Origin of the sequence: Bacillus cereus, assembly GCF_002564555.1 — a bacterium.
GTDB classification, from domain to species: Bacteria; Bacillota; Bacilli; order Bacillales; family Bacillaceae_G; genus Bacillus_A; species Bacillus_A cereus_K.
Window position 1 is genome coordinate 53,995 of sequence record NZ_NUVD01000005.1, and the last position, 13,006, is coordinate 67,000.

The window sequence follows — 13,006 nt, forward strand, 5'->3', positions numbered from 1 at the left end:
ATTATGGCAAATAGAAGAATGAATCTCTCAGGAACAGGTAAAGAAACTCTCGACCTACTCTGTGAAGTACTTGAGATTGATAGACCACAAGGGGTAAAAATGGCATTAGCAAAAGGTATTGCTAACGCTACAGGAAAAATAAATGATGACTTTAAAGACGGAAAAAACAAATGGACAATCCCAGATAATATTATTAAAGATAAAGAGTTTTTACTCTTTAAACATTTAATTATTAATGAAATGCAAATTGCTTTAAATGAAGATGAAATCACGCAAAACATGCTTCTATATATAGAGTATGGGCTAAAGATCATCAAACAAGAAATAGACAATTTATCTTCATTAGAAGACTATCGCATTATTGTATTAAATTAAAAACAAAAGGAACCACCAAGGTGGTTCCTTTTTACATTCGCTTAGATAAAGATATAATATCAACCACTGTTACAGTTGGCTGAGACAATTCGCCATTTCCTTGTAACACAGGACCATGTACAATACATTGACCTTTTTTCAATGTTGAAAGTCTATTCTCCCATTCTTTTTTCTCTGAAGAGTCATTAGATAGACTTGTAGCAATTGTAGAAATCTCTTGTTCTGGCGGCGCAAAATAAATCTTCTGTGAAGCGTTTTGTAGCCTTGCTAATTCATCAGTAGCCAATTGAGATTTTAAAAATTGAGTTGCATACCATGCAGACCATCCAAATTTACGTCCTTCTTGTAAAATTCGTGCAGAAGGTGATTTTTCCGTATGATCCAGATTTTGTGCTTCATCCATTATGACAGGCATTGGATTATTTTTATTTCCAAACCTTACGGAATAATTCCAAAGATCCCATAAAATAAATTCTGTAATCATTAATTGAACATCTCGAGGGTATCCAGTCAACTGAATAATAAAAATCTCACCATCACTATCTACAACATCTTTCCAGTTGATTGTATTTTGATGGCTAAATGGATTCCGATCGATAAGTGGTCGTATTTGAGATAATGCCGTCTTAGCATAGTTAGAACCCTCTTCTTCTAAACATTCTCTAAGCTTTATTAAGCTCATATCTTCTCCATACTTATCTAATCCATTAAGAGTACCTTCATAAATCGCATTTAATTGCTGCACACCTAACGTGCTATATACAGCAGCAAATACACTCTTAATTCTTTCAGCAACATCCGTATTAGATTCCGGAAGCGTAATTCCTCCGATATCCCTTTCATTCTTTTGAAACGGATTAATTGGAAGTTGTTCACTATATACAATTTTTTGTTTTAACTTTGTACCCATTGCTTGTACAAATTCATCTTCTAATTGGTTTGGTAAAAATCCTTCTGTATAATCAATAACAATACTTGGAATGCCTTGCTTCGATTTTTCTAATAATAAGCATTGCATGAAATATGTCTTACCTTGTCCGGATTTACCAGATATCAGCAAATGTCTATTCGCCAATCCTTTATTACCATATTCCCAATAAATCTCTCTATTCGAGTTCTCTGCCTTCCCAATTAGAATTCGGGATTCTTCTAATTTTTGTGGCTCTTTTTCTTCTTCGAGAACTTCAGTTTTCTCTTCAGTACCCTCATTAGAATCGATAATTTCAGGCTGTTCTTCTACCTCTACATCAATCACTGACTCATTTTCTTCTGCGTTTGTACTTTCTTCTTCTCTATATACACCTGTATATTTATAAGAAAGTAATTCTTCCTTAATAAAATCGCCTTCTGTTTCTTGAATCCAATTCTTCATATCTTCCATTGGTTGTATAAGACCACTATATCCATCAAACTCAGGAAGATTTAACAATGTAATTCCTTCATCCAATTTAGCGCTTCTATGATACGCATCTCGCTGGAAGGATAATATAGCCCCTTCACCAATCGATGATTCTATTCCGTTTGAAATTATAAATTGATCTTTCAGCAGTTTCTCAACCACTTTATTATTCAATTCATAATTTTTCTCTTCCCAGAATCTACTTTTAAATATTTTATTGGCATTAGAAATATAAAGTTGAGCAAAGAAATTACGATAGAAACGGCTAGCAAATGAATTGGTTGTTAATGCATCATTAATTAATTTCTTCGTATGTTTAACCTGTGTTCTTGCCTTTTCTAATACATCATTTTTGTTAGCACCAATTTTTACTTCAACAGGATAAAAATGCATCAATAAATCATTCTCTACTTGTTCCAAACCTATTAACAGTAAATCATCGCTATGAACACCTTTTACCCCTAAGTTTTTAGCTGTAAATATGCCGTCTGCTTTCTTTAAATTAACAGCACCTGCAACCCGTAAAACTTCTTCTAGAGAAATTGGCACCCATAAAATATCACGATGTTCAAAATAAGCTAAAGAGAACTTTATAGCAGAAATGATACTCAACTTTTCTCTAGAGTAATGTCCCTTACTACCAATAACACGAAGTAACCATTCACCATTAAAAGTATTAAATGCTTTGATAGTACTTTCTACATTTTCTTTTTTACTCGCTACTTGCTTCGTCTTTAAAAATTCTTCAATCACAAAATGATATTGTTGCGATTTGTCTGTTACAGTAATAGCATCATATCTACTTGAAGATGAATATTGATCGCTATAATGAATAACAACTAAATTTTGCTCGTAATCATTAAAGAACTCCAGATCAAAGCTTGGGTCTACAAACGTTACCCAATAAGAAGATTTAAAAATGTCTTCTAGAGTTTTTTCATCAGCACTTGTTGTTCTAGAGAAAATCGCTTCACCTTTTCGATACGTATTATTTCCTCCATTATGAAGATTTGCACTTAACTCATTAAAATAATACGTTGTTTGCGTTAATAGATTCTCTTCCCCTATAGCATATGCTTTAACACCGAAACCACTCTTATAATTCTCATCACTCTTCATTGAAGGTACTGTAGTGTACAGCCCATCAATCGCTAAACCTGATAACATCTCATCCATAGATTGTAATGCGTATCGCTCTTGTGCTTGCATTTTATAGAAAGAAATATGAGCATACTTATACTCTTCTCCTATTTCTTTTTTATAATAAAATAGCTTTTCACGAATAAATCGTAATATATCCTGAGGCTCATGCTGCTGTTTTGCGCCTAAATTAATATTAAACTTTGTTTGAAACTCCTCTACCGATTCAATTCTTGAGAAATTATCAAATGCACTATCCTGTCCCTCTTCTTTATAAAGAGTCACTTCAACAGCTTTTAAACCTTCAGGCCCTTTTGATTTAATTCTTTCAAGCATCCAATTTACAATACCTCTAAATGTTTCATGGTCGTTTTCAATGTTAATTAAATTAATTTGTAACGGCGCTTTAGAGTACTCACTAAATAAATAACCAAAGTGTCCTTCAAATTGCTGAATTTTATCCTCAATTACTTTTGCTAAATATTGATTTGCATCCGATACTGACACTTGGTTGACTGGCTTAAAATCCATCCACTCTAATGCGATATTCTGATTATCCGGTCTATACAATTGATCTCGATCATTATAAATATATGGAACTAGTCCATCTGGCTTTAATCGCTGTAAAATACTATTATCTACTTCTTCATTTGAAAGTAAATTATTCATTTTTAATTGGAAAGCAACCATCACTGGATGAAACGGTGTAAATTTAATTACATTATTCCCGATCACTGTCCCTAACTTAAATAAATCTCGTCCGCGTTTGCCAGCCTCATGTCCTTCTTCAAAACTTTTAATCTCTTGTATAAAAGCATTCAAATACTCTTCTGCTCTTTTAACTAGCTCTTCACTGTAATAACACAAGCTCGGTATGCCTTTTTTAATTTTAAAGTAAGTTAAAAATCTACTATACGCTTCTCTTAGTTCATCGCTAATAGACACCTCTTCAGAGACCAACGCATCAGACTCTACTACAGCACACCTAAATCCATTTTCAATCCACTGGTACTCCCACTCGAATAAGTTTTTATATTCCGGGCTTAAATAGAATTCTCTATTTCCAAAACGCAAACGATTATTTATCCATTCAAAATCTCTTTGCTGCTCACGCTTTAATTTCCAAATTCGCGCTCCATTAATTGGAGTAGATTCTGGTAACTCATTTTTCAATATAACTGGAATGATTGTTCCATTCTCTGTCAAACGAATGTTAACTCTCATTTCTTCTTCATCATTATACGCTTCAGGTTGAGGGAGAATAGTAAGTTCATCATCTATACTACAATCAACAGTTGCATTTTCTTCATAGATTTCCATTGATTTTTTGTTATATCCTTGTCCAAATGAAAGCTCATTATCTTCATGCTGAAGTTCAATTAGACGCTTATTAGGAGCAATCAAATATGTTGTTTTAAAAGCATCTAATACATATGGATCGATTGGTAATACAACAATAAATAATTCTACGCCTAAAGTTGATTTATCCTCATGCTTATAAGATAACCTAGTAAATGTAGGTTGTTTACCATCTGTTTTTATAACCGCACTAAGGTTTATTTTCCCTACCGATACTTCTACATTTTTCTTAAAAGTTGGAGGTACTTTTACATATTTGTTCGATAAGCTTTTAACATTTCCACCATAAATTGAAAATGCAGCATTTAAATGCACTTCTTCCTTACCTTCCGGATTAAATATAACTAAGTGTCTTTTCCTTTCTCCTGCTGCCGTTTCCTTTTGAGGTTTATCCCAAAAATGTAATCCTTCTTTAACGGTCAACTCTTTTAAATTGATCGATACCTTTTTATGAAGATCTAAATAATCCTGATGGAACCGATTAACATCGGCAAAGTTAATTTCTTGCCAATCTTCTCGTTTTAATTTACTAGCTCCCTCAGGAATAAACTTCTTCTCTAGTTCCTCTGTTCCTAAACCAAAGTCATGAATTTTCCTAACAAATTCATATAATTCTCTATTCGCACTTAAACGTTCTTTTTGTTTATTCCCTTTAAAAGTAGCTAATTCTTCATCTTTAAAAACTGCAAATTTTTGATAGTCTTTATCTTCAATCGTACCTTTTGCAAGCGTAGAAAAGATTTCTTCAAATTCAAAGAAAGTAACTTGTTGGTGTGCTTGTTCTTGCTTAATCATCTCCATGTTTTCTATAAGGATAATTTGAGCAGTTTTATCTAACATACTACTTTCAATTTCTTGTTTTAATCCCTTTACTATAGAATTAGGATGCAACGGCATTCCATCCTTTTGAAGATCACTACTTCCTCCCTGAATTGAATCCAATTGCTCTGAAACGATACTCAATAAAGCTGTATCTTTCCATACACCTTTTTGTTCACCAACTTGATTTCGTAAAGTAACTAAGAAATCTGGTTTAACATTTTCATTTGTATAAGCAATAACAAGTTGAACATTTTGTATTTCAATTGAAAATGTTTTATATGCTTCACCTAATTCATGCTTATAAACGAATTGCTTAACATTTTCCTGCTCCTGGAATGCTTCTACTAAATTCTCTACATCCTCTACTTTATCCAGCTGTAAATAAAATCTATCCCCAGCCTTTATTGAGCGGTTTTTAAAATCACCCAATAACAACTCACATATATAATTATAAAATTCGTTTGACATACTGTGCATCACCACTATCACTTTTTTTATCTAGAATATTATGAGAATCAAACAGCTCTATAATCATCTTTTTCGAATGACGATCAAAAGCCACTCCTCTTTTTGAAAATTCCTCAAACAAACGATTTAAAGGCATTCTCTCTTCTTTTACACATACAGCTGTTAAAAGTAACAGCATTTCATGACTCATATTAAAGACTGCACCAATACTACCTCGATTTTTTAGGAAGACATCTGCTCCTAAATCTTCAATGTTCTCTCCAAACTTTTTACATGCGTCTGTATTCATTCCCTCTTTTAGACAACTAAACAATGTTTTAAAAGCCTCAGATACATTTTCTGGTGCATCTTTAGGTGTTACTCGCTTCGCCCAAAGCTCACTATACTTATTGATCCATTGTTTACTATCTGCTAAAAATTGCTCTGAAACATTTGGACCTTTTTCATCTATTAAATCTTTTAATGCTCTATAATTCATAAATTTAAAGCTTTTCTTTTCATCAGCTGATTCATCCTGAAGCTCGTTATAACTTAATTGAGACATCGTGTGCATGTGCACAAATAAATTAGGTGCTTTATCTTTTACTCTTCTAAACCCTTCTAAATCATCCGCAGATTTTCTTCTCTTACTAATAGACTCCCATTCTAAAGCAAAATATAAAGGATTAGAATACGAATAATCAGCTTCATCAAATTGTTCAAACTTCACAACCAATTGACATACATACATAAAACTATAAAAATGCGTAAGTAATGGGAAAGATTTCAAGAAGTAATCTTTATATTGGCTCAAAAACAATAAATCTTCCTGATATGAATTTGCTAAAAACGCCATTAAAGGTTGATATTGCTTAACTGGCTCTTTAGTTGGAATATCTAATTTATTTAATATTAACTCTGTTAATATATCTTCACTTTCCTTATTGTCAAATACAGAACTAATACTACCTTCATCATAAACGAGAACATCTTTTACAAATTGTCCGTATTTTAACAACTCATTCTTCTCAGGTGCAGCCATATAATTAAACAAATATGGATGAATAGGTTTAATTTTATTATCTTGACCAAACAAATATTGGTTTAAAAAACGATCTAGATCATATTCCGCTTCCTGTGTATATTCAATTTCCTCCATAATTTGATCCACAAAAGGATTCCTAGAAGAAAATAGTTCTTCTTCACCTTTGCTCTTCTTGTCAGCCAGCTTTAAACCACAAATATTTCGAACATACTCCCCTAAAACTTCATTAAAGTTTCCACGAATGGCTTTCGTTCTCTTTGTAACAAAAGGCAAAATATCTACAACTTTACCAACATCATGCCTATCTTTTCCCAACAATTCTTCCAATTCTTCAATTTTTAGTAATGTATTCATCAATTACTGCTCCCTTTCAAACACGAATGCACCAAAATCATCTCTGTTTAACTTATAAAAACGAGAGTCATTAGGGAAATGTATCAATAACTCATTTTCTTTCTCTCCAAATTTCATGATTTTCTCTACAAACTCTGTAAATTTAATCGCATCTTCTTCATCTTTTTTATTTGGACAATACCCTCGACAAACTTTTACCAGTAAATTATAAAGTTGATAATCAATATCTAACTCAATAGTATTTTTAATATCTCCATTGTGATAAGCTAACACAAGTGATGCTTTAAACGACTCCAGTACATCATTTTGATTAAATTTTAAATGGTCAATTGATGGCTTTAAATTAAGTTGTTGAGCCAATCTATACTTATCGCTTGGTTTATTTAAATAAATGTAACCCTTTTTCGGACTTCCCTTCCATTTAAATAACGCCTCTTTTATTTCTTCATAAAAGACTTTAATTTCTTTTTTATTACCCGAATTGAAATCAAACAATTTGTTTACATATTTATGATACGTCTCATCCTCAATCTTTTGAGAGAAATCTTCATTCGTTAAATATGTGATTCGAATAACAGTTTCCGAGAAACCAATAAATGATGGACCGTCCACTTTTTCTTCACCAATAAAAGGATTTAGCCATCCTCTACCTTGACCAGATGCTACACAACGATTTAATACCGTATCCCATTCATTTAAAGTACTTAAATCGATAATAATTTGATCAATATAAGATGATCTTCTATGAACTGGGTCTAATTCATGTATATACTTCAAGATAGGTGAACGCTCTTTTCGCTTAAATATCAGACTAGGAACCGCTTGCTCCAACACTTCAAATTCAGAAAGGGTCTTAATTACTGCTAGTTTATCTGGAATAATAATATCAGCTACAAAATTCAAAAATGCACGAGCCGATATAACTAACTTAAATTTCACTAACGTTTGAATAACTAAATTAACAATTTGTTTTTGTACGTAAGGTTCCTGAATAAATTCATAATTCTCATGAACCATTGTTCGAATATTACTATTTACATCTTCTTGATAGGCCAAATAAAAAGGATTATCCTCTTCTTTACTAAATATTTTATTTAATAAAGTTAAAAAGAAAGTTGATTGTGGCCCTTTTTCTGTTAGTTCATACGAATGATAATCACCGAAACTAATTAGATCAAAATGATCTTTACTATAACAAGTGGTAATGCTTGAAGAAAATAGACCACTGCCGTCAACAAATTTATTTAAAGCTTCATATGTAAATTCTTCATGGTTTAACGTTATAAAGTTGTGAAGAACTCCCATATTGATTGCTAAAATAACTTTCTTATTCGATTGCCCAATCGATTGGTCGGAGAAATCTTGAAGTATTTCTTCTAAAGTCTCCATTGCATTTTTGTTAGGAGAAAAACTTTCTGTAGCATCATTAAAAATTTGATACCCTTCTAATAATTCTGGTTTGTTCTCTTTTAAATAAGCTAATAAATGGGATTTCCCATCTCCAACACTACCACAAAGAAGAATTAAACTAGACGAATCAACTTCTTTATTTTGTATTAATATACGCTCTAAATCAGTTTGGATTTTTCTCTCTACGTGCATATATTTTTTAAATTGACTAAATGCATTTGCGTTTTCAATAGCCTCTTGTGATGAATCTTGTAATCTTTTTAGCTCTCTTAATAAATAACTTTCTCCCTCGGGAAGGTCTTTACGAAGGATGCTCTCTTCCGTTAAATCTTCAACAATAGGTTCTTCTTTTTTAGTCTCTTCCTTATTAGTAACACCAATTAATTGCATGACTTGCGCTTTCACCAATTCTTGTATGTCTGCTTCATTACTTTGTACTGGTCTTGGATGCTCATAAGCCGGTATCTTCAATTGTTCTGGTGAATATACTTCATATAACCAAACAGCAATATTATGCATAACTTTATGCAATTTAAAAGCTGCAGTAATATCATTAAACGAACCATCATGTGCTGCCTTATTACCCGTAAAACGAACTGTATCAAAATCCCTTTGTACTTCCGCTGTTATATAACCTTCTTTTGCAAGATAGGAAATTTTATCATAAAGGGATGAAATATATGGTACCTTTATATCTTCTTGAGTGAACACCTCATTCAATATAGCTTCAGCAAATAGCCTAGCTTTCACAATTGCACTTGCTGGGTCTTCATATATTAATTCTTCCATCTTTTTTGCATTAACCGCTGCAACTTGATTAATATGCTCTATAAAACTTAAAAAATATTTTTCCTCAGACATATTTAATATCCCTCACGCCATCTCATTAGTATTTTAATAATATTTTATCATATTCTTTTATAATTAATTAATAACCGTGTGCGAATTACATAAAATATCCAAATATAAAACCATACTCCCATTTACTATCTATATCTTATAAAGGTTTTGTAAAATTATATGTAAATCTTAATATATATTCATAGTAACACTAAAACCGGTACTTATAACGTCACTTTTAATTTTAATTCGTACATCCAATCCATTCATTTAAAATGAACCATACAACTCCAACAACTTCCGCCCTTCCTCAACAACCTCATCTCTTAATCCCCCGGGTTCAACCACCCTAACTGAGGCTCCCATCCCTAAAATCCACTTCTTAATCGATTCTTTCCCGCTCATTGTTGCGCGGAAGAGAATGCTACCGTCATCATTATGTTCTATCCTTTGATTCTCTCCCCAAATGGATTCTGGTACGGATGTAGCGAATGGCGGATAGATGAGTAACTCTACTTCTAATGGTTCTTTCATAATACCGAATTTCGGAAATTCTTCTCGGATATCGAAATTATCGGGTATTTTATATGTATCATACAAAGTTTTAATATCTTTTATTCGAGATAGTTTAAACATACGTTTTTCCTTTTTATCATTACACAGGGCTAAGCAATAAAAGAATTCATTGTAGTGCACAAAGCCGTACGGATCGATAATTCTTTCTGACCCTTCACCAGACCGTTTCTCATACTGGATTTTCACCTTACGTCTTGTAAATAACGCTTCTTGTAGTTGTACATATTTTTGATTTTCATTCGAAAATGCATAATTTGGCTTAGATCTTTGAACAAAATATATATGACGATCTTTATTCGTTTCCACTTTCCGAACAGCGTTCAATTTATCTAACGCTACTTGTGCGTCTCGTGAATAAACATCATTACCTTTTGAAACTAGTTGTTGAATGGAGAACTTTAATGCATCTATCTCTTGTTGTGACATATTTTTAATAGGAAATAACGATGTATTCGAAAGAGAGTAACCACCGTCCCTTCCCTTAGTTGTCTCAATTTTAATACCTGCCATTTCAATATCATCACGATAAATGCGGACCATCCGCTCTTTTACTTCCAACAACTCTGCTAATTCACTAATTTTCATTTTCCCTCTCGCATGCAGGAGTTCAATCATGCGAAGGCAATTACTTAATTTACTCATATTACTCCTCGTTTCTATTCATCAATCCTCATTCAAGTATAAAAGAATAGAACCATCTTTTCATACCATATCTGAAATTACTTCTATATAAACTTTTAATACATCACCCCAAAATGCACACTAGCACACCCCTGACATACACCATCCTCAAAAAGATGTTCCGGCAATGTCCTTGTATCACAAAACTTACACTGCTGATACCGCCTTTTTCTAAACTCAGCCACCATAATAATACTTTCTTTAATTTCCACCGATTTCGCACTGTTACTTAACTCATCTAGGTGTTCCCATAATAATATATGATGAATAAATTTTGTCATATCTGGTGTACATGGACTGTTCCATACTATTCTATGAAACCCTATTTCTAATCCTATTTCTCCCGCACGAATAAACATGTTTGGATCAAAATCCAACCCTCGAACTGCGAACTCGACATCTAATTTTTCCAACTCAAAAAGCTCCAATTGTTTTGATATAAATTGTTGTATCTGTGTTTTTGCTAATTTCATTAATGACCAATCTCCTTTATGACATTAAAAGAATTGCCAAGTACATTCCTCTGCACTTGGCAATCCCTTTTAAATATGAACGCCCTCTTCAGCAATGTCCGTTAACATTTGAATAACATTTTGACAGTTCGTATCATTGAATAACTCGTTCATTGCATTCATGACTACATCTTCATCCGACCAATTACTTATATTACTTGTATTTGTGTAAATTCTCGTATACGACGCTTCTGGCCTTTTCGCTGCTGTGCTTATTTTTCTCCCTTTACTTTCAAGCCTTGTTAATAGTACTAATCTCTTTTGTGATTCTATTGGTCCAATTTCTAGCGTCAGTTTCAATCTATTATCTTTCAAACGTTCAAACCACATAATTGCACAGTTATTTAACCACCAATTCCATTTCGGTGTTCCAAATTGTTCTTCAAGTAGGCGAAACTCCGGCATAATAAATGATGGTAGTCGGTGATGAATATTATAAAAGCCTTCTTGAAACTTTTGTTCATGGACGAATAATTGAAAAGCATTAGCTAAAGTATCCACGTCTGTTTGGCTACTCTCTACCGCAACAATTTCAGAAGAATCTTCTTCCCCGTATACAAGCCCTTTTATAGTATCGCCTATAGCTGCCAACACTTGATTAAAATCAGCATTGTTATACATATCATTCATCACACGGAGAATTTCATCTTGATCTGCCCAATCACTTATCTTTTCATATCCTGCATAAATTCTTGTATACATGGATCCAGCTTCTTTAGATTTCGCTTTAATATTAATTCCATTCTCCTCTAACTTGCATAATAACTTTAATCTCTGTTTATATTCCAGCGGTCCAACTTCAACGATAAGTTTCATACGCCCATCTGCTTTTCTTTCAAACCAAGTTATAAGAGCATTATTTAACCACCACTCATGGTTTGGAACACCAACAATTTCATTGAATTGTTTCCATTCTTCAAAAATGAAAGACGGGATTCGAATATGTTCATGAGAGCAGTCTTCCGGTATTTGATTTTGATCTACAAATTGTAAGAATGCCTCTCTCATTACACTATTTCCTGCTTCATGAATAAAAGTGAGAGTTTCAGCATAAGTCATATAAATTTGGCGAAGATCTTCTTTTTCTTCAGCGTTTAATCTATTCACAGCATCTAGCAGTTCTCTATTAACAAACTTTCCAGCCACTTTTCCATCACCATTTAGGTATAAAAGATCCACAGCGGCTTTATGGTTTTTATATACTGCTAACGCTAGCTCAATATCTTCCTCATCACGAACAAGTTCTCCTTCTAATATATCAATATAGTAGGAAATAAAATCTTTAATCGTACTAGAAGTATACTCACTATAAATTTCTAATTGCCCTTTCAGGATATTTAATACATCCCCATAATCTAAAGTAAGATATGCCTCATGACTTGGCGCACTACCATCTAAACTTAAAAATATTGGAATGATAGTATACCCTTCATATTTCTTGTTAACAAACTTTAAGTAATTCTCCAATTGTCCATCTGATTCTGATGACTTATATTTATTTTCAATAAGAATTGCAACCTTTTGCGCCTCTGATATTGCTAAAATATCAATTCGCTTATTATTATTTGTCTGTACTTCGCGGAATACTTCCAAATCTTGAAGAGACTGCTTATGCAATTTAATAAAATTATATTGACCAATTCGCTCCTCATTCTCTGCTTTTACAAACGTTTTAGAAAGAATCTTATTTACAAACATAGAACCTAAATGATGATTTTCCGTAGGATCAAGTAGCCAAGCGATCATATTAGAATGCCTAATCTCAAACTTATCTACCTTTAATATTTTAAAAGGATTAAAACGATTAAACTTACTATGTAACTTCTCGAACTCCATCGAATTATCTAAAAGTGATAAAATCTCAAAATTATAATCCATTCCCCACACCACCGTCATTAATTTATAAGGCTCAAAACAATCTCCACAGACATCACCATATGATTCCATTTCCAAGAATTTGTTATAACTAAATTATAACTTGAAATATGGTAGTATTTGCGTCACATATATTATTCAAAAAAAATGCATCAAAAGAAAAAATAAAAG

7 protein-coding genes are annotated in these 13,006 nt (G+C 32.6%); 1 reads left to right on the forward strand and 6 read right to left on the reverse strand.

Going from position 1 to position 13,006, the window contains the following annotated elements; genetic code table 11:
- Positions 1-3: 3 nt before the first annotated feature.
- Entirely contained in the window at positions 4-375 is a 372-nt protein-coding gene (locus COI75_RS01850) for a hypothetical protein (RefSeq protein ID WP_098448199.1), read from the forward strand.
- Between the two features lie 31 nt (positions 376-406).
- Here COI75_RS01850 and dptH read toward each other — a convergent pair whose 3' ends face one another.
- From dptH to COI75_RS01880, 6 genes are all read right to left on the reverse strand, one after another.
- Entirely contained in the window at positions 407-5,563 is a 5,157-nt protein-coding gene (gene dptH, locus COI75_RS01855; protein WP_098448200.1) for a DNA phosphorothioation-dependent restriction protein DptH, read from the reverse strand.
- Positions 5,544-6,941: a DNA phosphorothioation-dependent restriction protein DptG gene (gene dptG / locus COI75_RS01860; RefSeq protein ID WP_098448208.1), complete on the reverse strand. Its 1,398-nt coding sequence runs from the start codon at positions 6,939-6,941 to the stop codon at positions 5,544-5,546. The genes dptH and dptG overlap by 20 nt, the downstream gene beginning before the upstream one ends.
- A gap of 3 nt (positions 6,942-6,944) precedes the next feature.
- Entirely contained in the window at positions 6,945-9,212 is a 2,268-nt protein-coding gene (gene dptF, locus COI75_RS01865; protein WP_098448201.1) for a DNA phosphorothioation-dependent restriction protein DptF, read from the reverse strand.
- A gap of 249 nt (positions 9,213-9,461) precedes the next feature.
- On the reverse strand, positions 9,462-10,409 hold the full coding sequence (locus COI75_RS01870; RefSeq protein ID WP_098448202.1) for a helix-turn-helix transcriptional regulator: 948 nt from the start codon (positions 10,407-10,409) through the stop codon (positions 9,462-9,464).
- Positions 10,410-10,504: 95 nt separating this feature from the next.
- Positions 10,505-10,921 carry a hypothetical protein gene (locus COI75_RS01875; protein ID WP_098448203.1) on the reverse strand — a complete coding sequence of 139 codons (417 nt, stop codon included), beginning with the start codon at positions 10,919-10,921 and terminating at the stop codon, positions 10,505-10,507.
- Between the two features lie 69 nt (positions 10,922-10,990).
- On the reverse strand, positions 10,991-12,838 hold the full coding sequence (locus COI75_RS01880; protein ID WP_098448204.1) for a PD-(D/E)XK nuclease family protein: 1,848 nt from the start codon (positions 12,836-12,838) through the stop codon (positions 10,991-10,993).
- Positions 12,839-13,006 lie beyond the last annotated feature (168 nt).

Coding starts and splice junctions, on each gene's coding strand:
- COI75_RS01880 (WP_098448204.1), bottom strand. CDS start 12,838: ATGGATTATAATTTTGAGATTTTATCACTTTTAGATAATTCGATGGAG.
- COI75_RS01870 (WP_098448202.1), bottom strand. CDS start 10,409: ATGAGTAAATTAAGTAATTGCCTTCGCATGATTGAACTCCTGCATGCG.
- dptF (WP_098448201.1), bottom strand. CDS start 9,212: ATGTCTGAGGAAAAATATTTTTTAAGTTTTATAGAGCATATTAATCAA.
- dptG (WP_098448208.1), bottom strand. CDS start 6,941: ATGAATACATTACTAAAAATTGAAGAATTGGAAGAATTGTTGGGAAAA.
- COI75_RS01850 (WP_098448199.1), top strand. CDS start 4: ATGGCAAATAGAAGAATGAATCTCTCAGGAACAGGTAAAGAAACTCTC.
- COI75_RS01875 (WP_098448203.1), bottom strand. CDS start 10,921: ATGAAATTAGCAAAAACACAGATACAACAATTTATATCAAAACAATTG.
- dptH (WP_098448200.1), bottom strand. CDS start 5,563: ATGTCAAACGAATTTTATAATTATATATGTGAGTTGTTATTGGGTGAT.